At 52.9% G+C, this 23,247-nt stretch carries 17 protein-coding genes and 3 pseudogenes; 13 read left to right on the top strand and 7 right to left on the bottom strand.

The genetic code is table 11. From position 1 onward, the window contains the following. The 6 genes and pseudogenes from BM317_RS18010 to istA form a co-directional block, all read left to right on the top strand. Positions 1-258: transposase (locus BM317_RS18010; protein ID WP_139236045.1), on the top strand; the 258-nt coding region annotated here is incomplete at its 5' end. A gap of 649 nt (positions 259-907) precedes the next feature. Beyond that, positions 908-3,319 (top strand): N,N-dimethylformamidase beta subunit family domain-containing protein, encoded by a 2,412-nt coding sequence (locus BM317_RS18000; RefSeq protein ID WP_218189444.1) that lies wholly within the window; start codon positions 908-910, stop codon positions 3,317-3,319. A gap of 346 nt (positions 3,320-3,665) precedes the next feature. Further along, entirely contained in the window at positions 3,666-5,006 is a 1,341-nt protein-coding gene (locus tag BM317_RS17995) for an APC family permease (RefSeq protein ID WP_092176931.1), read from the top strand. Between the two features lie 158 nt (positions 5,007-5,164). Further along, positions 5,165-6,589, top strand: a complete 1,425-nt coding sequence (locus BM317_RS17990) for a gamma-aminobutyraldehyde dehydrogenase (RefSeq protein ID WP_092176928.1) — start codon at positions 5,165-5,167, stop codon at positions 6,587-6,589. Positions 6,590-7,007: 418 nt separating this feature from the next. Next, positions 7,008-9,077: a methyl-accepting chemotaxis protein gene (locus BM317_RS17985; RefSeq protein ID WP_170866267.1), complete on the top strand. Its 2,070-nt coding sequence runs from the start codon at positions 7,008-7,010 to the stop codon at positions 9,075-9,077. Between the two features lie 136 nt (positions 9,078-9,213). Next, a pseudogene (gene istA, locus BM317_RS31190) lies at positions 9,214-10,133 on the top strand (IS21 family transposase); the annotation flags it as partial. A 32-nt stretch (positions 10,134-10,165) separates the two neighbouring features. On the opposite strand, the gene BM317_RS31400 reads toward istA, so the two are convergent. The 3 genes from BM317_RS31400 to BM317_RS31180 all read right to left on the bottom strand — a co-directional run bounded on the left by BM317_RS31400 (position 10,166) and on the right by BM317_RS31180 (position 11,423). Continuing rightward, a complete protein-coding gene (locus tag BM317_RS31400; protein WP_368665053.1) occupies positions 10,166-10,564 on the bottom strand; it encodes an EamA family transporter in 399 nt (132 codons plus the stop codon). Continuing rightward, entirely contained in the window at positions 10,461-10,715 is a 255-nt protein-coding gene (locus BM317_RS31185) for a hypothetical protein (RefSeq protein ID WP_256574165.1), read from the bottom strand. The genes BM317_RS31400 and BM317_RS31185 overlap by 104 nt, the downstream gene beginning before the upstream one ends. A gap of 132 nt (positions 10,716-10,847) precedes the next feature. Then, positions 10,848-11,423 (bottom strand): aminotransferase class III-fold pyridoxal phosphate-dependent enzyme, encoded by a 576-nt coding sequence (locus BM317_RS31180; protein ID WP_256574164.1) that lies wholly within the window; start codon positions 11,421-11,423, stop codon positions 10,848-10,850. A 247-nt stretch (positions 11,424-11,670) separates the two neighbouring features. On the opposite strand from BM317_RS31180, the pseudogene BM317_RS17965 reads away from it, so the two are divergent. Further along, positions 11,671-11,996, top strand: a pseudogene (locus BM317_RS17965) (ATP-binding protein); the annotation flags it as partial. A 301-nt stretch (positions 11,997-12,297) separates the two neighbouring features. Here the strand turns inward: BM317_RS17965 and BM317_RS17960 are convergent. Then, entirely contained in the window at positions 12,298-13,758 is a 1,461-nt protein-coding gene (locus BM317_RS17960) for an NAD-dependent succinate-semialdehyde dehydrogenase (RefSeq protein WP_092170465.1), read from the bottom strand. 259 nt (positions 13,759-14,017) lie between these two features. Here BM317_RS17960 and BM317_RS17955 point away from each other — a divergent pair, with 259 nt between their 5' ends. The 4 genes and pseudogenes from BM317_RS17955 to BM317_RS17940 all read left to right on the top strand — a co-directional run bounded on the left by BM317_RS17955 (position 14,018) and on the right by BM317_RS17940 (position 19,386). Then, on the top strand, positions 14,018-15,343 hold the full coding sequence (locus tag BM317_RS17955) for an omega-aminotransferase AptA (protein WP_092170462.1): 1,326 nt from the start codon (positions 14,018-14,020) through the stop codon (positions 15,341-15,343). Between the two features lie 234 nt (positions 15,344-15,577). Next, positions 15,578-15,849, top strand: a pseudogene (locus BM317_RS17950) (amino acid ABC transporter ATP-binding protein); the annotation flags it as partial. Positions 15,850-15,948: 99 nt separating this feature from the next. Further along, positions 15,949-17,454 carry a MocR-like pyridoxine biosynthesis transcription factor PdxR gene (locus BM317_RS17945; protein WP_092170459.1) on the top strand — a complete coding sequence of 502 codons (1,506 nt, stop codon included), beginning with the start codon at positions 15,949-15,951 and terminating at the stop codon, positions 17,452-17,454. Positions 17,455-18,240: 786 nt separating this feature from the next. After that, positions 18,241-19,386 carry an MFS transporter gene (locus BM317_RS17940; protein WP_092170456.1) on the top strand — a complete coding sequence of 382 codons (1,146 nt, stop codon included), beginning with the start codon at positions 18,241-18,243 and terminating at the stop codon, positions 19,384-19,386. Between the two features lie 331 nt (positions 19,387-19,717). On the opposite strand, the gene BM317_RS30745 is transcribed toward BM317_RS17940, so the two are convergent. Both BM317_RS30745 and BM317_RS30740 read right to left on the bottom strand, forming a co-directional pair. After that, positions 19,718-19,891 (bottom strand): hypothetical protein, encoded by a 174-nt coding sequence (locus BM317_RS30745; RefSeq protein WP_170842330.1) that lies wholly within the window; start codon positions 19,889-19,891, stop codon positions 19,718-19,720. A 180-nt stretch (positions 19,892-20,071) separates the two neighbouring features. After that, positions 20,072-20,236: a hypothetical protein gene (locus tag BM317_RS30740; protein ID WP_170842329.1), complete on the bottom strand. Its 165-nt coding sequence runs from the start codon at positions 20,234-20,236 to the stop codon at positions 20,072-20,074. A gap of 49 nt (positions 20,237-20,285) precedes the next feature. Between BM317_RS30740 and BM317_RS17930 the strand changes: the two genes are divergently transcribed. Next, positions 20,286-20,486 carry a hypothetical protein gene (locus BM317_RS17930; protein WP_139197871.1) on the top strand — a complete coding sequence of 67 codons (201 nt, stop codon included), beginning with the start codon at positions 20,286-20,288 and terminating at the stop codon, positions 20,484-20,486. Between the two features lie 24 nt (positions 20,487-20,510). On the opposite strand, the gene BM317_RS17925 is transcribed toward BM317_RS17930, so the two are convergent. Beyond that, the gene (locus BM317_RS17925; RefSeq protein WP_092170447.1) at positions 20,511-21,362 is read right to left on the bottom strand and encodes a LysR family transcriptional regulator; all 852 of its coding nucleotides are present in this window, start codon (positions 21,360-21,362) and stop codon (positions 20,511-20,513) included. Between the two features lie 349 nt (positions 21,363-21,711). On the opposite strand from BM317_RS17925, the gene BM317_RS17920 reads away from it, so the two are divergent. Continuing rightward, positions 21,712-23,187, top strand: a complete 1,476-nt coding sequence (locus BM317_RS17920) for an MFS transporter (protein WP_092170443.1) — start codon at positions 21,712-21,714, stop codon at positions 23,185-23,187. The last annotated feature ends 60 nt before the right edge of the window (positions 23,188-23,247 follow it).

Below are 23,247 nucleotides of genomic sequence, written 5' to 3'. Positions count from 1 at the left end.
CGTTACTGCGACCAATATCGAATGCAGCCCGTCATCCCGCTGCGCTCAATGAAGCGCAAACCCAAACCCGGCTTACCCAGACTGTTTGATAGGCCTAAGTACCGACAGCGCAACATCATCGAGCGCATGTTTGGCTGGCTGAAAGAAAACCGCCGCATCGTGACAAGCTTCGACAAGCTCGCAAAAAGCTATGCCGCCATGGTCGCGCTGGCTTGTTCCATGCGGTGTTTGCGACATCTCTTTTCGTACAGAGCCTAGCCAAACTTTAGCAGAAGTAAGCCGCAACTTCTTCTGGCGGATCGAAAGCGAAGGCCCTTGAGTCGTCTATCGGACCTTGAAGGTGCGAAAAGGCAGCCCCTCACCGATTCGTAGTAAAGCACTTATTGCACCGATTTGGTGCGGCGTACGCTCTGGCGAAAATATGAGTTCTCTCACATGAAAGATTACCCCTCCCGCGCGATGGAATATGTCTTCACCGGCATAGGACGGTCAGTTTTCACCATCGGAGCGAAGCGCCGCCATGTTGCGAGTGCGCAACAAGGATATTTGAGCAACTGATAAGTAAGAGGAATATATGAAAAAAACAACAATCACCGCACTGAGGGCTTGATCATGCGTACTTCCTCAGAACGCGAAGCAGAATTGGCTACGTTATTCCAAGCCCGGTTTTACGGGCGCCTGCGCGCCGACTGCGATGCTGACGTGGTCGCTTCATTCGAGCGCTCGCCGCTCGGGCCCCACGATGATAAGACTGGGAGAGTTGTGCGGGGGCTGGGCGGCGCCTCCATCACGGGCAAAGCCATCATCATTTCACTTGGTACCGATGGGCCTTGGGGAGTCGGAAACATAGTGATCGGGAAGCGAGGAAATTTCGTGCCAAGTCCAGGGGTTTTCCTGACTTACGAAGATGCCTTGCGTCACGTTTTTTCGCTTCGTTGCCGGGCGCTCCTGGATATCAAGTAATGCCAACTGGATTCACAGTTGCTTAACGGGTGAAATGGAAATGAAAAATACAAACAAGCAAATTTTCGGCTATAGCGATCGTTTCTCGGTATCGCCTGGGCAAAGTCTTTCTTTCAAGGTGAGTTGCGAAGGAGTGGCAAAATATGAAGCCTCTCTGGTTAAGCTCCGTCACGGGTTCACAGGAGGATCGAGTCCAGGCTTCCTTGAGACGCCAATCGCCTCGTCGTTCGAGGGGGGCTATGAAGGTCACGAATATGTGTGCCAGCCAGGCTCCTACGTTGAGGTCAATGATCCGAAGGAACTGCTCCGTTCACCGGATGGGTTGATTATCGAAGCTCATATATTTCCGACGCTTCCTCACGGAACGCGGTCGGGTAATTTTGGCGCTTACACCGTTGCTCAGAACTCGATAAGTGGTGACTCTAGCCTACAGGCAGTGCTCGGAAACTGGTCTGCTGAGAGTTCTGCTGGCTACGCGCTTGTGTTGGAAGAAGGCCGACCAACATTTGTATGGGGAGAAGCTGGCGAGACGCGCAAAATCTCATTGGCAACGCCCCTTATTGCACATCAATGGTACCGCATCACTGTTACGATAAAACCCGATCTTGGTTCCGTGCGCATAGGCCAGGAACCAATTGATAACATCATGAACCGTCTGTCATCGAGCGCAAATACGCTGACCGGAGAGTCACTCACGGTTCCATTTCGCACTGGGCGCTCAAACACCACAGCACCCTTCCGAATAGGCGCTCTTGCACGTTATGAGGGCGGCCAATTGCTGGCAACCGCAGCCTACAATGGAAAGATCGGTGGGATACGCATCTCGCGTCTAAACCCGGGTGATTCGGTTGCTGACGAGGTTGCTGCCTGGCACTTTGGGAAAAGCAATCGCGCGGACGGCCTCTTGCTGAAAGACGTTGTCGACGAGTCCAAAAATGATTTGCACGGCCGCTGTTTCAACACTCCGACACGTGGAGTGACCGGACACAGATTCCAAGGGTTGAATGACGACTTCAGGACTGCACCGAATGAGTTCGACGCCATTCATTTTCATGACGATGACATCACAGACGCTCAATGGCCGACGGCATTCACAATGGAGGTTCCAGAGGATCTCACAAGTGGCGTGTATGCCGTTAAACTACTGGGCGAGGGCGCCGAGCAGTACATCCCATTTTTTGTCAAACCAGGTGCTCACAAGCGCGAAGTTGCAGTGCTGTTTTCCACTGCAACTTACCTAGCGTATGCCAACGACCGAATCGCCTTTGAAGCAAATGGAGCGGAAATTATAGCCAGCCGTACACCGATCATTGATCGGCAGGATTTGACGCTTCAAGATCATCCCGAGTTTGGTCGCTCCTGCTATGAAATACATAATGACGGGTCGGGTGTTGTTTTTAGCAGCCCCCGTCGTCCGATCCTGACCCTCAATCCTAAGCACCGCGCTTGGTTCATGGCGGAAGGTGTGTGGGGGCTTCCTGCTGACCTCTGCATTGCGCACTGGCTTGAGGCGATTGATTGTGAGTTTGATGCGCTCACAGACGAAGATCTTGATCGCGAGGGATTTGACCTGATCAAAGATTATAAGATTTTGATCACTTGTAGCCATCCAGAGTATGTAACGCGCAACGAGCTTAACGCGATTGAGTCGTTCACTGCTAACGGTGGACGTTTGATGTATCTGGGAGGAAATGGGTTCTTCGCCACTGTTTCTTTTGATCCAGAAGACCGGCATATCATGGAGTTGCGAAGATCAGATGCCGGTACCAGGCCTCACGAGTCGGCGTTTGGTGACCGCCGGCACCAAACTTCCGGAGAGATTGCCGGGCTGTGGCGCAATAAAGGTATGCCACCACAGCGATTGTTAGGAGTTGGATTCGCAGGGCAGGGCTTTGATCGTAGTACTTACTATGAGCGACTTACTGACAGCTACGATCCTCTTGCCGCATTTGCGTTTGAAGGGATTGGTCGTGATGAGCGTATAGGCGATTTTGGGATCATGGGCGGTGGCGCCGCGGGTGCGGAGATTGATCGATACGATCCTTCGCTAGGATCAGCACCCGGGGCACTGTTACTAGCCACGTCAGGGCCGCTCTCGGATGCCTACCTTCTGGCAGCCGAAGATGTTCTCGAGTCAATTCCTGCCATTGGCGGCACTGAGCAGTCACGCTTGCGGGCAGATATCGTCTTAACTCCACTGCCGGGTGGGGGAGGAGTATTTTCCGTGGGGTCGATTGCGTATACCGGCTCTCTTTCTCACAACGACTACGACAATAATGTTGCTCGTCTCACAGGCAACGTGCTTAGGCGGTTCCTTGATCCTGAACCGTTAGACGTAGCGATTGATTCAAACTGAGCGTCCGACTCGATGAGTAGGCATTAGGCTTAGCATTTAGATGCAAGTACGGAGCAGCGGATGGTTAGCTGCTCTGTCGCGCTATAGGCTTCATCTGTTGAGGTGTGCACGCATACGAAAAGCGCCGTTCGCTTGTTCGAAAGTCCACTTTGGCAAAGGGTCTTATAATGGAACTTATCTGATGCCAAACATTAAGTTTGGCGGTTGATACGAAGGATTCTTGCAGTCCCGATGTTTGTTTAGAACAAAAACGTTTCGCGTTGTCATAGCTGATTTTTCTAGTGTGTGATAAACGTAGTGCGAATCTGCCTGGGGAAGTACCCAGCCAATCGTTAAGGGGAATAAAATGAGTGATGCCTTGGTTATGCCAAATGAGGGTCGTAAACTCAGCAAGAAACTCTCGCTTACTGACGTAATTGTCTATGGTTTGCTTTACTTTGGTCCAATTGCTCCTATTCCTGTCTTTGGAGCGATTCACAATATCTCCAACGGCATGAGCGCACTGACTTATGCCTTTGCAGCTATTGCCATGATATTCAGTGCAATTAGTTACAGTGAAATGGCGAAACACATTACTCTCTCTGGGTCGGTATATTCTTACGTAACAAAAGGTACAAATTCAACATTTGGTTTTATGGCAGGATGGTCGATTTTGTTGGACTATCTCTTGCTTCCAGCATTGCTGGCGATTCTCGGTGCGGCGGCGCTACAACCGCTGTTTCCTGAAATCGATAAAACTGTTTGGCTAGTGCTCTTTGTTGCTGTACCTCTGATCGTTAATTTTTTCGGAATTACTGTTAACGTGAACGTCGGCAAAGTTCTTCTGATTATTCAGTTGGTTGTTCTCTCAATTTTCGTAGTATATTCGATCGGGCTTATTGCTGACGGTGCAGTTTCTAGGGCTCAACTACTTGCTCCATTCTATAATCCGGCTCAGTTCAGTATTTCCGCTGTCTTTAGCGCTGTACCAATCGCTGCTTTGAGTTTTATCGGCTTTGACGCTGTCTCTACTTTAAATGAAGAGGCCAAGGGTGGCGGCAAAACCGTATCGAAGGCCACGATGTTATTGCTTGTCATCGTTACTGTATTGTTTGTAGCGCAAGTTTATCTAGTATCTGTCTTTGTTCCGCTAGGTTCTACATTCGAAGGCGCTGACGCTGATGTGGCGTTTTACACGGTTAGCACGCAAATAGTTGGGGCTTGGTTCCTGCCTGTTATTACTTTAACAAACGCACTGATCGCTTTGCTGGCCAATGCGCTCACCTCACAGGCTACTACGACGAAAGTCATCTACTGCATGGCGCGCGACAAAAAATTGCCCAGTATGCTCACTAAGCTCAATAGAAATGAAACCCCGATTATAGCGTTGTATCTCGTCGCTGCGCTTTCACTCATTATTGCAATTCTTGCCAAAGATCACATTGAAATGATCGTGACAATGGTGACATTCGGCGCATTGACTGCTTATGTAATGCTTCACATTTCTGTTGTTTTTTTCTTCAAAAGTAAGGCTGACAAGTCTTTCTTTAAGCATGTCGTCTCTCCTGTGATAGGTGCAGCCGTTCTGTGCTACGCATTGTTCAGTGCCAATTCGAATGCCCAGTTCGTAGGTGTTGCATGGCTTTTAATTGGTTGCGTGGTCGCGTGGATTTTGAAAGGTAAGCAATCCTTGGAAATACCTGTATAGATTCCTATTGTTTCAGGGGGGCATGAGAGACTATGTTTCCGCTGAAAAATTGTTTTGAATCTTTAACTGGACGTTTGGCTTGGCAAATGATAAACATTCTATAATCCTAAATTTTTTGAGCTCAATGGAGTAAGTCCTTGCGCTCGATGGAGAAACTTATGCACTTCAAAATGCTCATTGACGGCCAACTTGTCGAAGGGGAAGGCGAGCGCCTTGTAGTTATGAATCCTTCGCTCGGCTGCAGATTGGCAGAAATTGCCGAGGCAACACCTTCCCAGGTTGATCGCGCCGTCAAGGCCGCTGATGCCGCGTTCGAGAGTTGGTCGCAGACTACTCCAAAAGATCGCTCGCTATTGCTTCTTAAACTTGCAGATGTCATCGATAGTCATGCCAAAGAGTTAGCGCGTCTGGAGTCCGATAACTGTGGTAAACCTTACGCGGCGGCTTTAGCTGATGAACTTCCTGGAGTGTCAGATATATTTCGCTTTTTCGCGGGAGCAAGTCGCTGCTTACAGGGCGCCGCAGCTGGAGAGTATTTGGCTGGTCACACTTCTATGATTCGTCGGGATCCAATCGGCGTCGTCGCATCGATTGCGCCATGGAACTATCCCTTGATGATGGCGGCATGGAAGCTAGCTCCAGCACTAGCCGCTGGGAATACGGTTGTTCTTAAACCCTCCGAACAAACACCACTGACTGCGCTGAAGTTAGCCGCTTTAATTGCTACGGTTTTTCCAGCAGGTGTGGTCAATATCGTATTTGGTCGAGGGCTAACTGTTGGTCAGCCACTTACTACCCACGATAAAGTGCGGATGGTCTCACTAACAGGTTCAGTGGCCACTGGAACTCATATCATCGCTGAGACAGCGAACACTGTTAAACGAATGCATATGGAGTTGGGAGGTAAAGCCCCTGTCATAATTTTTGATGACGCAGACATCAATGCGGCAGTAGATGGTATACGTAATTTCGGCTTTTATAACGCAGGACAAGATTGTACCGCAGCCTGCCGGATCTATGTGCAAAAAGGCATCTATGATCAGTTTGTTGAAAAGCTTGGGTTGGCCGTATCCCAAATTAAGTGCGGTCTTCAGGATGATCCGGACACCGAGTTAGGGCCGATGATTACTGAGCAGCACTTAGAGCGTGTGGTCGGCTTCGTTGAAAGGGCGCGATCTTTGCCGCATATAAAAGTGGTGACTGGTGGTAAACGGGTTGAAGGCCCTGGTTTCTTTTTCCAACCAACGGTGCTCGCCGGAGCTCGTCAAGATGATGAGGTAGTGCGAAGGGAAGTTTTTGGCCCGGTAGTTTCGGTAACCGAATTTGAAGATGAATCTCAGGTGTTGGCGTGGGCAAATGACTCAGATTATGGTCTTGCATCATCCGTGTGGACATCAGATGTTGGACGAGCACATCGCCTTGCTGCACGTTTGCAATATGGCTGCACTTGGGTTAATACGCACTTCATGCTTGCGAGTGAAATGCCCCACGGAGGTTTAAAGCAGTCGGGCTACGGCAAAGATATGTCTATGTACGGGTTGGAAGACTACACCGTAATTCGCCATGTGATGTTCAAGCACTAGTGGGTCGGCGTGCGCTCATCTTAAACCATGAGCGCCAAAGACGGTCTGTTTTGACAACAAAAAACTTCGGGAAGTATTACATCATATTAACCATGGGCTCGGTGGCGAGCCAAATGGAGTCGATGCGGATCACCGGGCAAGCTCAAGGATAAAACGGGCGCAACCATCAGCATCTGAAGTTGGCCATTGAACGGTGAGTTTTTGCTGGCCGGAAGGGATCTCGATGCTGATGGAGGCTTGCGGACTAATTCACTGCGTTACTTGGCTTGATTAGGCCATGTTTAGCAATAGTTTCAGTTGTAACTGTGGGCTGTTGGTTCCTGCACATTTGCTAATCTATTCCCCATCCGTCTTGAGTAATTGCACATTGGCCAGTCTATCAATTAAATTTCGTATCGCTGGTCTCGCGGGGCTGTGCATGCTCGGCACCGTGAGTGCCTTGGTAGCATTCTCGATAAATAACATCAATGGTATCTCGACGCTTAGTACTGATTACAGTACCAAAATGCTAGGAGACAGTGCTCTTCAGTACATGCAGTCGCTTGGTCAGACGCAAGCGCAACTTGTGAGTAAGCGTTTTTCAGATGCGCGGATTTTTGGTGACGCGCTAATGCAGCAGGTCACCTATCACCGTGCTTATAGCCAGCAGCAAAAGCTGGATCCGTCCTCAGTCCGCAAAGGATTAATAGAACTACTCCAAAACCAGGTTACAGTTAACTCTGAAGGGTCGGGAGTGGGTATCGGCTTCGCGGCTAACGCGTTGGATGGATCCGACTCAAAATTTGTGGGCGACAAGGCTGCAGGTGGCAATGAAACTGGACGTTTCGCTCCTTATATTTATGCATCGCCCCAGATGCCTGGGTATATAATGAGCGACAAGGAAATGGCGGATGACGGAACCCCAGGAACGTTCTGGTACACATGCGCGATGAAGAGCGGCAAAGACTGCGTGACAAATCCTTATTCCTTTACTAATTCGGAAGGTGTCACGGCATTAATGTCTACAGTGTCGATTCCAATTTTTGCTGGGACTGCACGCCTAGGTGTAATTTGTGTCGACATAAGTTTAGGCAGTCTTCAGCAAATTGTTGATGCTTCTAGTCAAGGACTCTACGACGGTAAATCACAAATAACCTTTGTTAGTGCTGATGGGGTGATTGCGGCACGGAGTGGTGAGCCATTGTCTGCAGGGAGGAAGTTCTCGGAGGTCGACCAAGTGACCAGTGGTCAGCTCATTGAGCATCTGGGAGACCAGGGCCCTACTGTTCTGAAGGCTGAAGGCAAAACCGCTGTAGTGGCGGCATTTGCGCCTATCCAAGGTGGCGATAATTGGGCAGTGATCATTCAGGTACCTGATGAGTTGGTGTTTGCGTCATCCAATGCGCTGCATGCGCATCTCAGCCAAGCTAGCAAAGAGGCAACCACCCTACAGACGCTTTTAGGAGTGTCCGCTGCTTTGGTGAGCATTCTCATCCTGTGGCTGATGGCGGGTACAATCAGTCGACCTATATTGCGAGTGGCGGACGTTTTCAAGGACATAGCCAGTGGCGGGGGCGATTTGACACGCCGCGTAGATTACGCCCCATCCGACGAGGTTGGGAGTTTGACGACGGCATTCAATCAGTTCTTGGATAAGCTTCAGCCCATCATCAGAAAAGTGAGCCAATCCGCTGACTGCACTAGACAAACTGCTGGTGAGGCAGCAGAGGTTGCGAATCAAACAAGTACGAGTATGCATGCTCAGCTGCGCGAAGTTCATCAGGCGGCAGCTGCCTCTCTTGAAATGAGTGCCACTTCACAGGACGTTGCCCGCAACGCTGCGCTTGCCGCAGACGCCGTCCGCCGGGTTGACGGTGCGACTCAGCAAGGCCAAAAGACAGTGGATCAGACAACGCAGTCCATCACCAAGCTTGCTTCTAAACTTGATTTAGCTGTGCAGCAAGCAGAGACCTTATCGGCAACTAGCTTGAAAATAGGTGGCGTGCTCGACATCATCAATTCCGTGGCGGAGCAGACAAATCTGTTAGCTCTCAACGCGGCCATCGAGGCAGCACGAGCAGGTGACTCTGGCAGAGGCTTCGCTGTGGTGGCTGATGAGGTGAGGCACTTGGCGAAGCGTACTCAAGATTCGGTGGCTGAAATTCAGGTGGTCATCGAACACTTGCAGCAAGGCACTGGTAGCGTGGTCAGCTCGATCCGCGACAGCCACTCGCAGGCCGTTGAAAGTGTTCAGATCGCGAAGATTACTGTCCAGAAGTTCCGGGACATCAACCATGGCGTGGAGGTGATCAGCGATATGACACTTCAAATCGCAAGTGCTGCGGAGGAGCAAAGCGCGGTATCGGAGGAGGTCAGTCGTAATATCTCTGCGATTCGAGACGTCGCTCAGTCCTTGACTTTGAAAGCCGAAGATTCCGCAACTATCAGCCAGTCCCTCAGCCATCTTGCTACTGAGCAGATGAAGCTGATGTCAAACTTCAAAGTTTAACTCGGTGTCTCGGTAGGGCGGCAGAGTCACTGTTGCCGCTGATCGAAAACTGACCCTTTAGAGGCTCTTCTGCCGACTGAAAACCGACCCAGGTGTTCAACTGCCTCTCCTTACTTTTTGAGCAGGAGAACACAGGGTGATCAGCATGGAAATGTTGGGAAAAATCCGGCGGATGTACTTCCGCGACAAACTCTCACTGCATCAGATAGCCAAGCGTACCGGGCTTTCTAGAAACACCATCCGAAAAGGGGTCAGAGCGCCCGAAGCCACTCAGCCGGCGCACCAACGGTGCGCAACCTTCAACAAACTCAGCCCATTCCACGAGACGCTGGAGCAGGCGCTCAAGACCGATTCGTTCCGGCCAAAACATAACCGCAGGAGCGTCAAAGCACTTTTTGAGCAGATCAAGGCCGAGGGTTATGACGGCGGTTACAGCCAGCTCACGGCGTTTGTCCGCTCTTGGCGGTGCGAGCAAGGCAAGTCTTTACGCGCTTTTGTACCGCTGACTTTTGCCCTCGGCGAGGCGTTTCAATTTGACTGGAGCGAAGAGAGTCTGCTGATCGGTGGCCTGTTTCGACGTATCCAGGTCTCCCATATGTAGCTATGCACCAGTCGCGCATTCTGGTTGGTTGCGTACCCCAGCCAAGGCTACGAGATGTTGTTTGATGCCCATACCCGTTCGTTTGGAGCGTTGGGTGATGTGCCGCGTTCGTGCTACTACAACCATCACATCAGGCGTCGAACTCCAAACGTTGAGCGGGTTAGATTACGCAGTCGAGTTAATGAACTGTTTACGCAAAATCGGAGCGCGGCCGGCAGTCGCAGTATCGTGTCGATGATGCAAGACGACGGCGAACAGATCGGTCGTTTCAAGGTGCGTGGCCTGGCGCGGGAACTGGGTTTGATCAGTAAGCAGCCGGGCTCGAACTCCTATAAAAAAAGGCAACGGTGGAGTGACCTGATATTCAGAATACTCTGAATCAAAAGTTCGATATACCCGCGCCCAATCAGCTTTGGTGTGGCGACATTACTTACATCTGGGCGCAAGGAAAATGGCTATTTTGACATCGCGAGACCCTCAGGCGACGTCAAGATCTACGTTGGGGGTCAAGCGCGATACGCGCGATTCGAAGCTCCGTGACTGCAATGCCCAGAAGGATTAACGCCGCCCCTGCAAGTCTTTCGGGGGGAAAGTGATCTCCAGCGAGAAAATAACCAAACACCCCACTAAACACAGGTTCGCAAATAAGTATTAGTGCGACCTTTTCAGGGGCAAGCACAGCCTGAGCACGATTTTGAATGGCGTAAGGCAAGGCAGTAGCGAACAGCGCCAGCGAAAGGATGGTAACTGTCGTAGGGAGGGCGCTGGGAAAAGAAAACTGGTTACCAGCCAAGCTCCATATCAAAGAAAGCGAGCCAACCAGCCCCAGCTGGATTGAGGTTGATGCCATGGAGATGGCGGGTGTTGCGAACGTTGAGACAATCACGATGTGTAATGCGAAGCATGCAGCACACCCCAAAATCAGTAGATTCACCGTAGTGCAGCGTGAATCCGTCAAGGCTCAGTAAACCGAGCCCAAATACGGCAATAGCTGTTCCTGCAGCCTGTTTAGGACTTGAGAAAGTGTTGGCAATCATGAACGCCATTGCTAGTGAGTTAAACCGGAGCCTCAAATCTCTACTAGGGGGATCAACAAGCATTGCCTTGCCGAGTGACCATTTGCAGATCCTTTTTCAGAGACTTACCGTTCACCCATTATCGAGGCGGAGCTAAATCCCCGCTATCCTTTCGGGGGTATTTGCCTGAGCCATGCAAGTTGATTTCGCTGACGCTGACGCTGAAGCAGCGGTCAGATCAAAAACTCTGGGTTTGGTCTTTAGACGGCAGATAGTACAAGGGGAGACGAAGGGGCTAGAGCAAGCGGGTGCATCATTAAGCGTTCGCGCGAATGCAAGTGCGCAGTGCTTCCACGAGAGCTTCAAGTTCCTGAGGTGTTGCGTCAAATGGCGGAGCGAAGACTGTTTGATCTTCGACCAGCGCAGGTAGAAGCCGGCTTCGTACAGGGCTTCAGTAATCCGATGACCTCGAATGCCCGGTTGATCTGGGATGGAGGCGAATTCAACGCTGCCGGCGAAACCAACGTTTCGAATGTCGATCACATTTGGCTCTCCTTTGAGAGAGTGAAAGAGTTCTTCGAAAAGCTTTTCCTTCTCTTCTCTAACCTTCTGACCCACACCTTCATCGTGGAATACATCGATTGTCGCCAGGCCTGCCGCTACCGCTACAGTATGAGCGGAGTAAGTATAGCCGTGGAATAAGCTGTTGGTGTACTCAGGCTGAGCCATTAAGGTCTTGTAATTTCGTTGGTCATGATGACGCCGCCAATAGCTGGGAGCCGTTCGTGACGGTCTTGGCGAACGTAATCATGTCCGGTTCCACGTGAAAGGTCGGGCAGCAAAGTTAGCGCCCCTACGTCCAAAAGCCACAGATCACTTCATCAAAGATCAGCTGGATCCCATTTTTGGTGCAATGTCTTGCAGGGCTACAGGTATCCCTGTGGTGGTACGAGCACACCAGTGGAGCCTGCCAGCCTTGGTGATACTTGATGAGCTGGGGTATTTGTCTTTTAGTCAGAGCGGCGGCGCCCTGTTATTTACCTGCCGTCCAACCTGTACGAGTACACCAGCGAGGTCATCACCACCAACCTCAGCTTCTCGGAATGGTCGAGTGTGTTTGGCGACGCCAAAATGACCACGGCGCTGCTGGATCGGCACTGCCATATAGTTGAAACAGGCAACGAGTCTTACCGCCTGCAACACAGCACCTTGGCCGCCCATACAAAGATCAAAAAGCGCGAACGAAGGCGCAAGGACGGAGATGATATCGAGGACGATGAGCCATTTTTATCCGCACCATAAATGCCCCGCTGCATGCATACATGCGGTGGGGCTTGATGCGTCTTGAACCGGGACACTGCTGCTAAGCTTATCCACAATTGCTGGGGCAAAAATTAGCAATCCGTCCTGGGTCAATTTTCAATCGGCAGGGTGGGTCAGCTTTCAATCAACGCCAACACTTACGGTTGCGGTTACAGGAAGGGTCATCCCTACCAGGCTTTTGACTTTTTGCAGCTTCGTTTTCATTGTTGTTCTCCAAGCGCATTTTAAGCACGCTGGTGGACATGCAGTTTCCCAAAAAAAGCAACTGCCGGAATTGGCGTCAGATGCCTCCTACGCATATGTATTTGATTTCCAGATAATCTTCGATGCCATAAGCAGAGCCTTCACGGCCTAATCCCGATTGTTTGATGCCGCCGAAAGGTGCCATCTCGTTAGAGATAAGCCCTGTGTTGATGCCAACCATGCCAGACTCCAGTTGCTCGGCAACGCGCCAGGCACGGGAATGGTCGCGGGTGTAGAAATACGCCGCCAAGCCGAACTCGGTATCGTTGGCTTGCTCGACCACCTGATGCTCGTCTCCGAAGCGAATCAGAGGGGCTACCGGGCCAAAAGTCTCTTCGCGATTGACCAGCATTGAGGGGGTTACATCAACCAGCACGGTCGGGGCATAGAAGTTGCCGCCCAATTCATGGCGAGCGCCTCCGACTAGCACTTTTGCGCCGTGCATGCACGCATCTGCTACGTGCGATTCGATCTTCTCGATGGCCTTGCCATTGATCATGGGCCCTAGCGCAACATTGGGTAGAGTGCCTGGCCCTACCTGCAACCGCTTCACCTCGGCGCTCAAGCGTGCGGCGAAAGCATCGTAGATACCGCTTTGCACAAAAATGCGATTGGCGCTGATGCAGGCCTGCCCGCCATTGCGAAACTTACACGCCATCACACCGGCGACTGCAGCGTCCAGATCAGCATCGTCATAGACAATGAAGGGAGCGTTGCCACCGAGCTCGAGGGAGACTTTCTTGATGGTGTCAGCACACTGTCGCAACAGAATCCGGCCCACTTGTGTAGAGCCGGTGAATGACACCTTGCGCACGTCAGGATGAGTACTAAGCACTTCGCCCACTTCGTGACCACGGGCGGCGGTGATCACATTGAAAGCACCATTGATAACCCCTGCCTGGCGGGCCAACTCCACAAGAGCTAGGGCGCTTAGTGGAGTGTCCTCTGCCGGCTTGACCACTATGGTGCAGCCGGCAGCGAGCGCCGGGGCCACTTTGCGAGTAATCATCGCCATGGGGAAGTTCCAGGGAGTAATCGCTGCGACGACACCGATAGGCTGCTTGATCACGACGATGCGGCGATCATCCGATGGTGCCGGGAGGACATCGCCATTGACTCTCTTGGCCTCTTCAGCGAACCACTCAACGTAAGCCGCCCCGTAATCGATCTCGGCTCGAGCTTCGGCCAACGGCTTGCCCTGTTCCAGCGTAATCAGGGCCGCTAGGTCTTCTCTATTGGCCAGAATCAGATCGTGCCAATCCCGCAAGATCCGTGCACGCTGCTTTGCGGACTTTGCCGACCAATCCTTCCCAGCAGCCTTGGCACTCACTACGGCCTCAGCGGCATCCACTGCTGACATGTCCGGCACCACGGTGATAAGTGCGCCAGTGGACGGGTCGAGTACCTCGTAGGTGCGGCCATCCAGCGCAGCAGTCCACTCACCACCGATAAATGCCTGATTACGAAAAAGTGTCGGGTTCTTGAGTGTTACGGCCATGTCCGGATCCTCGGATTGTTGGTTCTCTGGAACCGACAATAAGAGTCATGGCCGCAGGACAGTAGATCCACTTTTTCGGCCTGCTTAGAGCCATTCGGAGAATTACCAAAACAGGGAAGACCCTGTAATAGTCAGCACTATTACGGGGCTTGTGCCAGTTTGAGGTGGACTCAACCGGGCAGAAAAAGTGGCTCTATGCGCCTCTAGCGAACTTGGTTAGATTTTCTCCATCTACGAACAAGATCCCAGAGGAAAGCCCATGGATACCCCGCTCACCACAGAACAACTGAATTCTTACTTCATCGGTTTTACCCCCAATCCACTTTTCAAGCTCAAGCCGCGCCTCATAACCGGTGCCCAGGGCAGTTACCTGCACACCACCGACGGAAAACAGGTATTCGATGGGTTTTCAGGTCTGTGGTGTTCGGGTATGGGGCATAGCCATCCGAAAATCGTTGAGGCCGTACAAAAACAAGTCGCCAAACTGGACTATGTCTCTGCCTTCTATATGAGCCATCCAGCGGCGTTTACCCTGACTGAGAAAATTGCAGCGCTCGCTCCAGATCCACTCAACCACGTGTTCTACACAACCGGCGGCTCCGACGCGGTCGACAGTGCGCTGAAACTTGCACTGGGCTATCACCGCCTGAAGGGCAATGCCGGTCGCACGCGGATGATCGGCCGTGAGCGCGGATATCATGGCGTGGGATTTGGCGGTATCTCGGTCGGTGGCATGGTTGGTAATCGCAAGATGTTTTCGACCCTGACCCTGCCTGGTGTCGATCATCTGCCGCATACTCACAGTTCAGAGCACATGGCCTTTTCCAAGGGACAACCTGCGTGGGGGGGGCATCTGGCTGACGATTTGGAGCGCCTAGTGGCCCTGCATGACGCGTCAAACATTGCGGCGGTGATCGTCGAGCCAATGGCCGGCTCTACCGGGGTGCTCGTGCCACCGGTTGGCTATCTGCAGCGCCTGCGCGACATCTGCACAAAGCATGGCATCCTGCTCATTTTCGATGAAGTGATCTGTGGCTTCGGGCGCATGGGCGCCAACTTTGCTGCACAACGCTTCGGTGTGGTTCCGGACATGATTACCTTCGCCAAAACCGTCACCAATGGCACTCAGCCGCTCGGTGGTGTCATCATGTCCAGCGAGATCTACAACACGTTCATGGATCAGCCGGAATTCACCAACAGTGTGTTCCATGGCTACACATATTCGGCCCATCCGGTAGCGGTGGCAGCGGGTTTGGCGGCTTTGGACGTATTCTCTTCCGAGGGTGTGGCGGACAAGGTGCGAGAAAAGGAACACCTATTCCAGGAGTTACTGCACTCGCTGAGGTTTGAGCCTAATGTGGTGGACGTTCGCAACATTGGGTTCGCGGGGAGCGTGGAGTTCGCCAGCCTACCCGGACAGCCAGGCGTTCGCGGGCACCGTATTACGGAAGCACTCTACGAAGCAGGTTACTACTTGCGCTGGTCTGGAGACCAGGCCGTCTTCGCGCCACCTTTCGACGCCACTGCGGATGAGCTGGAATCCTTGGTGGAGGCATTGCGTAAAAGTATCCGGTCGAACGCCTGACTGGTTATCGACAGAACTGATGGGAGTCTGCAACAGGCTCCCATTTGTGCCCGCCGGAATTTTGAGCTCCTTCTCGATGCGCCCTCGACAATTTCCGTTGCCGCGCTGATACGCGGACTTCTCGATCAGCAGCGCCATACCTTGCCTACCATCGACACACGCAGCCGCAATTCCAAAACGCAGATCGCCCTCGCGCACGGGAGAACAGAAACAACGGGTTGCGATCGCCAAGGGTTGGCAATGGGCCGTGAAGTGATCTTGTTCGACGAACCTACTTCCGCCTTGGATTCGGAGCGTGTGGGTGAAGTGCTTCAGTTGCCGAAAGACCTATCATCTGAGGGCTGCACCATGATGTTCGTTACCCACGAAATGGAGTTTGCTCGGGCGGTTTGGGATCAGGTGGTCTTCCTTGAGCAAGGGGAATCATCGAGCAGGCTACACAACAGAAGTTTTTCAGCAGTCCAGAAACCGAGCGAGTCAGGAAATTCCTAGAGCTCGTCGGTTGATGTTTACCTGCTTGAAGATGCTAGTCTCGTGAAGTGTCGGGCAGTGCTTTATTTCTTTGCCGGGAGTGACTTTCACTTTTGGTCGTGTGTGAGGTTGAAATGACGGCATCCCTGATTGGTGAGCGCATTCAAGATCTGCTTGATAGGCGCTCTGCTGTTTCCCTACAGCAGCAGCTGTATCGCCATCTCCGGATCATGATTGAGGAAGGTACATTGCGACCTTCCTCAAGACTCCCTTCTACGCGGAGCCTTGCCGCACAGATAGGTGTCTCACGAATAACCGTCGTTGCTGCCTTCGACATGCTAACCGCTGATGGATACTTGGTAGGAAGCATTGGCAGTGGGACGTTCGTAGTAGAAAGGCCGCCTATTCGATCGATGGTTGCCGTCTCTCGCGCAGTTGCACCTGATGCCATTTCACTGCGTGGCCAACTGATTCTGTCTGGTGCCGCGGGTCTGCAGGAGCGAGAGGGAGCATTCCTACCAGGTGTCCCAGATGTATCGGCTTTCCCTTATGCAATATGGCAGCGGTTGCAAAGCTGTTATCTAGGACAAAACCTCGCCCAGTTGAGCGGTTACGCCAACGGCGGAGGCTATCTACCACTACGCCGAGCTTTGGCTGACTATCTGCGCGTTGCCAGAGGAGTGCGATGCAGTCCGGATCAGGTTCTTGTGACAATGGGAACACAGCAGTCCCTGGATCTGATTTTGCGACTGCTCACGGATGCCAATGACCAAGTTTGCATAGAGAACCCTTCCCACTGGGCCGGTGCGCTGATGTTGAAGTCGCTGGGGGTGCGCTCTATTCCTGTACCTGTGGATCGGGAAGGCATCGACATGCGTGATGAGCATTTCTCAATGAACCCTAAGCTGGTTTTTGTGACTCCGTCGCATCAGTTTCCATTGGGAAGTATTTTGTCCAGCAGTCGACGCGAGCGCTTGCTGCGGCAAGCAGCGCAGCGAAATTTCTGGATAGTTGAGGATGATTATGACAGTGAGCTTAGGTACGACCAAGCACCGTCTCCGTCTTTGCAAGGTGAAGATAATTCTGGCCGTGTTATCTATCTGGGTACCTTCAGTAAGGTGATGTACCCAGGTCTACGCATGAGTTACATGGTTGTACCGCCCTCACTTGTGAATTCCATGGTGAGAGGACTGTTGAGCCTCTATCGCCCCGGACATCTACCTCTCCAGGCTGCACTTGCTGATTTCATCAATGACGGTCATTTGACTCGACACCTGATTAATGTCCGTCCGCTGTATGCAGCGCGCCAGGCAGAGCTTCGTAGATGTCTTGCTGAGACGTTCGGTGAGGCTATCACTTTGAGCAGCGGGTTCGCGGGGCTGCATTTGACACTGCGTTTTCGTCGAATTGTAGATTTGGATGCTTTGCAGGCTGAGGCCGCCAAGCGTGATGTTCTGCTGAGGAGATTGAGCGCTTTCAACCATGACGTTGGACCATTCGAGGATGGCTTCGTCCTAGGGTATGGAGCTCTCAACCAAGCAGACATTGGCGTGGCGGTGCGAAGTCTGCATGAGGCGTATCTGAGCATAGAAAAGTCCGCGCCAGTTCAAGCAGACCACTACCGAGGCAACGGGTCATGATCGACAGCAAACTCCACATATTCTTTCACAGTAACTTGGACGACCCAAACCTCTGGTGTCACGCCTTATCAGATATGCCGGGGCCAATTCATTTCAGCGTCGATGGCTTTTGTGAAAGACCGGCGACGGTAGATATTGCGCTGCTGTGGACTACACCAATTCAGTGACTGGCTGCCTTCACGCGATTAAAAGGCCGTGCTTTCTCTGGGAGCCAGGGTGAACCAGCCTGATCTTTTGGAAGCAAGTACGGAGCAGTGGGTGGTTAGCTGCTCTGTCGCGCTACAGGCTTCATCTGTTGAGCTGTGCATGCATGCGAAAAACGCCGTTCGCTCGTTCGATAGTCCACTTTGGCAAGGGCTCTTAAAATGGGCGTATCTGATGCCAAACATTAAGTTTGGCGGTTGATACGAAGGGTTCTTCCAGTCCCGATGTCCGTTTAGAACAAAAACGTTTCGCGTTATCATAGCTGATTTTGCTAGTGTGCGATAAACGTAGTGCGAATATGCCTGGGGAAGTACCCAGCCAATCGTTAAGTGGGAACAAAATGAGTGATGCCTTGGTTGTGCTAAATGAGGGTCGTAAACTCAGCAAGAAATTCTCGCTTACTGACGTAATTGTCTATGGTTTGCTTTACTTTGGTCCAATTGCTCCTGTTCCTGTCTTTGGAGCGATTCACAATATATCTCCAAAGCTCTCAAGGACGCATGCGTCAGCAAAGTTTTTACTATCAGCCTACGACTTAAGTTACGGGTATGGTGTCTGTTTACCAGCTACAGGTTTTATTAGATGAATGATACGGAACAAGCTTTTTTTACCTCCAATACGCTACCTGCTTCCAGATATGCATTCTTCCTAGCGGGATGTGGTATGGGCGCATGGGCACCTTTGGTTCCATTTGCTAAGGAAAGGGCGCAGATAGGTGAGGCGGAACTTGGTCTGCTGCTCCTGGGCCTTGGTACCGGAGCAATGTGCATGATGCCGTTTGTGGCACGTTTAGCGAATCGAATTGGTTGCAGAAGTACTGTCTATCTTGCAAGCGCTTTTACCGCTGTTGGCTTGGTTGGCCTGGCAACTGCCACCTCATATTGGGTGCTCTTGGCTTTTTTGCTTCTGTTTGGGGCCGCCATCAGTACAGCCGATGTAAACATGAATCTTCAAGGCTCGCTAGTTGAGCGCCACCACGGCAAGCAGATGATGTCTGGCTTTCATGGGCTATTCAGCGTCGGAAATATTTTTAGCGCGGGCACGGTAAGCCTGCTGCTCTGGCTCGGCCTCAATCCCGTACAGTCAATCCTTATATTGGCTCTTGGATTGGGCGTGGCGCTCTTGTCTTTTGGTCGTCACATGCTCCCGTTCGCGGAACTAGGGGGGGCGCCAGCCAAAATGAAGCCAACCAAGCTGGTGTTGCTACTGGGGGCGCTGTGCTTCATCGCTTTTCTGGTTGAAGGTTCTATGCTCGACTGGAGTGCCGTCTATCTGACTTCGAACCGGGACGTGGAGCCTAATATTGCGGGCATCGGTTACGCCGCGTTTTCCGTGACCATGGCAGTAGGGAGGCTGTTAGGCGATTGGATCGTAAGCAAGGTCGGCTCGCGAGCAGTGCTACTGGTAGGAAGTGTATTGGCAATGGGCGGCATGACGTTGGCGGTGGGCATCGACCATTGGATAGTTTCGGTTTTGGGGTTCGTACTCGTCGGATTAGGAATCTCGAATCTTGTTCCGATATTTTGCTCCAAGGCCGGGCATCAGACTGTTATGCCCGTCGCTCAGGCCCTGGCAATCATCAACGCGATCGGCTACCTAGGCATACTGATGGGGCCAGCTGCGATTGGATTTATCGCTCATGCTACGTCCCTAAGCTTCTCTTTGCTCTTCACCTCAACGTTACTGATCCTTGTCCTCTGCAGCGCCAAGATCGCATCATACAAATAGCGTTGAGCCTGGCAGTTTGTCGTCAATTGGAAATATTTTGCGCCCAGAGCTAAACAGGGGGCGCAATTGTCGCAAGGCGAAATTTTATTTCCGATAGTCTCAGTTCATAATAATCTGGGAGACTTGCAACGATTCGACACGCTTGTTTGGCCGCTCTATTGACACTGACTGTATCAAGTGCCTTTGGCGCTCCCCGCTACGATCATCTATGCGTGCTCTATGGAGCGCTTAAAAATTTCAAGGGCCTCGCATAATGGCTCTTCTAAACAAGCCGGCTTTATGCGCTGAATTTGGACGCGGATAATACTGAGCATTTTCTCTGCATTTAGGTTCACATGTTTATGAGCAAGTAAGCGTCCTGCTCATCAAGCGACATCACGCCCTTGAAGATGGCGAAGATCGAGCGTTCGCATTCGGAATAGGCAGCCATTATTTGGCCAGTTTCTTGTAAAAGCTCGGGCGCAGGACCTATTTGATAGTCGGATTTCGGTTTACCTTCTGCCACATTGACCTCCAAGTCATAAACGCGCCGAGATTAGTGCAATCCCAGTCCTTAGGTTTGTAGGCAAAAGACCGGGAAAATCCGTTGCGTGAGGGCGCAGGCTATTATCGGAGCGAGGCGGGACATTACTGGGGATTCATACAGACGAAAGAACGCCCCGACGTAGCCGGACCTGTAGAGGAGTCATTCAACGCGAATCTTTCTTTGCGCGTGCTGACGGGAAGACCCTTCATTCCGCCTCCGAAGCCAGGTGACGAGCGCATGTACTGGATGGAGGACGGCGGCGAGTACGCCAAGCAGCATGATGGTGAAGATGATGATCAGCGGGATACTTTCGTGCGAGAACATGGTGGGTTACTCCTGTAGTCACTATGTCGGAACCCGCAGAATAGACGCGTTGAAGGATGATTTCGATGAAAGTGTGTTCATCATTGTGCGCTTACTTTGTGCTACGGCATGGCTTGAAAAAATGCTCGAGCGATCAGCTAAAAGTCGAGCATTCGCCAATGCAGCAGGCGAGGGCGCTGACGTTGCGCTTTCGATGAATGTCGTTGTCTGGAAGGGTGCTATCGCCGGGGGGACGATCACTGCTTATTGAGACTGACCCTCGCAAAGCGAGACCCTACGTACCAATCATTTCACCCGCCAGATCCGCCAGGGCGCGGAGCCTGTCCATCTGCTTCATATCGTGGTGATAGCCCATCCAGATATCGCGTCCTGGTGGTTCACTGCCGACGTCTAGCAATCTCAGGGCGGTCAACTGATCGCCAAGCACGCGTGGCAAGACTGCCACACCCAATCCGCGGGCGCACATCTGCGCCTGAACGGTACGGCTGCTGCTGGTGAACACGGTTTTGGCGCGGGGAAACATCTGTTGTAGCCAAAGCACGTCGGGGTAGTGTGCTTGCGCCGTGTTCATGAGGATCAACCCGAGGCCTTTTCCATCTTCCGAGGGTGAGAAGGGTAAGTGCGCTGCAACGTACAGTCCGTAGCTGAGTGTCGTCAGCCGACGCTGAACGATGTCCGGTTCAGTGAACGGCACGATGCGAAAGGCGATATCCGCATCGCGGCGAGTCAGATCGAACAGGCGATGTCCGGGGATCACCTCTGGAACGATCAACGGGTACCGTCGCGACATTTCGTCGAGTACAGGGGCGAGCACATAGCAGGCGAACCAGTCCGCCGATGAAATTCGCAACAGGCCCTCAGGTTGATCGCTGTCGCCCGCCAGGTGCCGCTCAATGGAAAGAGCGCTTCGCTCCATTTCCTCGGCCAGACCCAGAATTTTTTCACCGCTGTCCGTCAACACAAGACCTTGCCCGGTGCGGCGGAAAAAAACCTGCCCGCTGTGCTGCTCAAGAACGTGAAGCCGCCGTCCTACGGTGGGGTGGCTAACGCCCAGTTGCTTCGCGGCAGCGCCCAGCGAGCCGGTGCGGACAATCGCCAGAAAGACGCGTAAGTCGTTCCAGTCCATGGGCTCATCCCCAACAAAAATGAACGGCGAAGATGCAGCAATGGCAGTCCCGTTGCAACCCCATGGCGGAACAGAGCTGGCGGAAGTTGCCGCATATGCCCATTGCTGGAAGCGAGCTTTTCAAGTCGGCTCTTGCCACCGACTGAAGACGCTGCACAACGGGTGGCGGCCTTACAAAAATGCACGAGGAATGTGCATCCCTGGCAGTGCCGCCGTCGCTCGTTGACTTCGACAATAGACCCTCAATGACGGCAGCAAACCCTGAGGCTTGCCGTTTCATCTGTCAGGCAGCGCACCTGAGTGAATGTGAAGTCAGCCTGCGCTAGTCATGTCTTTCTGGAGTTGCCCAATGACATTCAAACTGGATCGCGCCCCAGCAGCCGAATCGCGCCGATGGTTTGCTTTCGCTGTTCTTCTTGTCGGCGCCTTTCTTCCACCGCTGGATTTTTTCATCGTCAATGTGGCGTTGCCGTCCATTCGCAGCGGCCTGGCGATTACACCGGCGCAGGTCGAATGGGTCATTTCAGGCTATGCCGCCACTTACGCCGTCTTCCTGATCACGGGCGGTCGGCTGGGCGACCTGTTTGGCCGCCGCCGGGTGTTCTTCGCGGGCATGGCCGGCTTCGGCGTGGCCTCCTTGATGTGTGGCCTGGCCAACTCGCCGACGATGTTGATCGGCGGACGTGTGTTGCAAGGTTTGAGCGCTGCGGCAATGGCACCGCAGGGACTGGCGTCCATCCATAGCCTGTTTCCGGAGCATGAACGTTCGCGGGCGTTAGCGGTGTATGGCGCAACGATTGGCTTCGCGGCGGTTGTCGCCCAGGCGCTAGGGGGCTGGCTGATAACGATGAATGTCTGGGAGCTGCAATGGCGTGCAGTTTTCTTGATCAATCTGCCCATCGTCATCGCTGTGTTTATGGGCGGGATTCGGTTGCTTCCCGATACTCGGAGTCAAACTCCGGTGCCGCTGGATCGCATTGGCGTGCTGCTGTGTGCGCTGACGGTCGGGCTGCTGGTGGTACCGTTGGTTGAAGGCAGGGAAGCCGGTTGGCCATGGTGGCTTTGTCTGTTGCTGCTCGGCTCGCCGCTAGCCGCTGCGGCCTTTTGGCGCTACGAGATCGCGCTGGAGCGTCGGGGCGGCACGCCCTTGGTCAGTCCGCAACTCAGTCGAGCACGCGGCTTGGTGGCCGGATTGACGGGCGTACTGTTCTTCTACGTGGTATCGGCATTCTTCCTGACGTTTTCGATTTATCTACAGGACGCGCTGGGTGTCACGCCATTGACCTCGGGGATGATGTTCGTCCCGTTTGGTGTGGGTTTTCTGATCGGCCCTTTGACAACGCCCTTTGCCATCCGCTTGTTCGGCCGTTTTGTACCCGCCATGGGCATGATGCTCGAGGTACTGGGATGCCTGATCCTGAGCGCGGCGGTCGCCGCCGCGCCGACAGGGCAGAGCCCTCAATTGGCGTTGGTGATCCTGGCGGTGGGGTTACTCGGGTTTGGCCAGGGCTGGGCGCTGCCAACCCTTATTCGAACCGTGATAGATCGCGCACCACCCGGCGGATCGGGAATGATCTCCGGTGTAGTCAATTCGGCCTTGCAGATCAGCGCCGCGCTTGGGGTGGCGGTCCTCGGTGGGGTGTTTTACGCACTGGCTGCCCCTGCGCAAAGCCCTTCCTCCCTTGCCACCGGATTCATTGCCACCCTGCTGGGCATTGCTGCTTGCCTGGTCATTTCAGCGCTGCTGTCTGTTTATGCCTCGATGCCTCGTTCAACAAAAGCGGCGGCTCCTTTCGGCGTTTCGATCAGCCCGAACCGTGACTGACGCCAGCGCTGAGCAGTTGCCAAATCTTCAACTCACCCTAGATACGTTCCTTAGGAGACA

Source organism: Pseudomonas sp. NFACC24-1, from assembly GCF_900115235.1.
GTDB lineage: Bacteria > Pseudomonadota > Gammaproteobacteria > Pseudomonadales > Pseudomonadaceae > Aquipseudomonas > Aquipseudomonas fluorescens_AA.
The sequence above is the reverse complement of the archived record's forward strand: the minus strand, read 5'-3'. Positions and strand labels throughout refer to the sequence as shown.

Excerpts from the sequence above, each read along its gene's own strand:
- BM317_RS18000 (WP_218189444.1), top strand. The coding sequence starts at position 908 with ATGCCTTGCGTCACGTTTTTTCGCTTCGTTGCCGGGCGCTCCTGGATA.
- BM317_RS17995 (WP_092176931.1), top strand. The coding sequence starts at position 3,666 with ATGAGTGATGCCTTGGTTATGCCAAATGAGGGTCGTAAACTCAGCAAG.
- BM317_RS17990 (WP_092176928.1), top strand. The coding sequence starts at position 5,165 with ATGCACTTCAAAATGCTCATTGACGGCCAACTTGTCGAAGGGGAAGGC.
- BM317_RS17985 (WP_170866267.1), top strand. The coding sequence starts at position 7,008 with ATGCTCGGCACCGTGAGTGCCTTGGTAGCATTCTCGATAAATAACATC.
- BM317_RS31185 (WP_256574165.1), bottom strand. The coding sequence starts at position 10,715 with ATGATTGCCAACACTTTCTCAAGTCCTAAACAGGCTGCAGGAACAGCT.
- BM317_RS31180 (WP_256574164.1), bottom strand. The coding sequence starts at position 11,423 with ATGGCTCAGCCTGAGTACACCAACAGCTTATTCCACGGCTATACTTAC.
- BM317_RS17960 (WP_092170465.1), bottom strand. The coding sequence starts at position 13,758 with ATGGCCGTAACACTCAAGAACCCGACACTTTTTCGTAATCAGGCATTT.
- BM317_RS17955 (WP_092170462.1), top strand. The coding sequence starts at position 14,018 with ATGGATACCCCGCTCACCACAGAACAACTGAATTCTTACTTCATCGGT.
- BM317_RS17945 (WP_092170459.1), top strand. The coding sequence starts at position 15,949 with ATGACGGCATCCCTGATTGGTGAGCGCATTCAAGATCTGCTTGATAGG.
- BM317_RS17940 (WP_092170456.1), top strand. The coding sequence starts at position 18,241 with ATGAATGATACGGAACAAGCTTTTTTTACCTCCAATACGCTACCTGCT.
- BM317_RS30740 (WP_170842329.1), bottom strand. The coding sequence starts at position 20,236 with ATGTTCTCGCACGAAAGTATCCCGCTGATCATCATCTTCACCATCATG.
- BM317_RS17925 (WP_092170447.1), bottom strand. The coding sequence starts at position 21,362 with ATGGACTGGAACGACTTACGCGTCTTTCTGGCGATTGTCCGCACCGGC.
- BM317_RS17920 (WP_092170443.1), top strand. The coding sequence starts at position 21,712 with ATGACATTCAAACTGGATCGCGCCCCAGCAGCCGAATCGCGCCGATGG.